Annotated in this window: 1 protein-coding gene; it reads left to right on the top strand. The window is 66.4% G+C overall.

Annotation, left to right across the window (positions count from 1 at the left end; all coding sequences use genetic code 11):
- A partial coding sequence (locus tag F1721_RS34220) for a (Fe-S)-binding protein (protein WP_150071001.1) occupies nucleotides 1-996 on the top strand: 996 nt, incomplete at both ends.

Here is a 996-nt window from a genome sequence, read left to right as displayed (position 1 = left end):
ATGGGCATCGCCTGGCACCGGTTCAGCGCGTTCTTCAACATCTACTTCAAGCGCGAGGACGACGGTGGTGTCGCGCTGGGTGCGGTCAGGCCGATGATGTCGGCGGGCAAGCCGCTGGACTTCGAGGAGGCCGACCCGGACACCGACGTGTTCGGGGCGGGGAAGATCGAGGACTTCTCGTGGAAGGGCTGGCTGGACTTCACCACCTGCACGGAGTGTGGTCGGTGCCAGTCGCAGTGCCCGGCGTGGAACACCGCCAAGCCGCTGTCGCCGAAGCTGCTGATCACCTCGCTGCGTGACCACGCCTACGCCAAGGCCCCGTATCTGCTGGCCGGGGGCCGTAAGGACATGGCCGGGGACGAGGTCGGCATCACCGGCGACGATGCCGAAGCGAAGCTGGCGAAGATTGATGCGCTGGCGTTGGCCGAGGCGGAGCGGCCGTTGATCGGTGGCCCGGAGGAGATGGGGGTCATCGACCCCGACGTGTTGTGGTCGTGCACCAGCTGTGGTGCGTGTGTGGAGCAGTGCCCGGTGGACATCGAGCACGTCGACCACATCGTGGACATGCGCCGCTACCAGGTGATGATCGAGTCGAACTTCCCGACCGAGCTGGGTGGGATGTTCAAGAACCTGGAGAACAAGGGCAACCCGTGGGGCCAGAACGCCAAGGACCGCCTCGCGTGGACCGAGGGCCTGGACTTCGAGGTGCCGGTCTTCGACGGCGAGCTCGCCGAGGATGTGGAGTACCTGTTCTGGGTCGGGTGCGCGGGCGCGTTCGAGGACCGGGCGAAGAAGACCACCCAGGCCGTGGCGGAGCTGCTGCACATGGCCGGGGTGAAGTACGTGGTGCTGGGGCCGGAGGAGACCTGCACCGGTGACCCGGCACGGCGGGCCGGGAACGAGTTCATCTTTCAGATGCTGGCGCAGCAGAACGTTGAAGTGCTCAACTCGGTGTTTGAGGGCCGCGAGCCGGGCAAGCGCAAGATCGTCGCCACG

It is taken from the genome of Saccharopolyspora hirsuta, from assembly GCF_008630535.1.
Taxonomy (GTDB): Bacteria; Actinomycetota; Actinomycetes; order Mycobacteriales; family Pseudonocardiaceae; genus Saccharopolyspora; species Saccharopolyspora hirsuta.
This window is presented reverse-complemented; position numbering and strand designations above follow the sequence as displayed.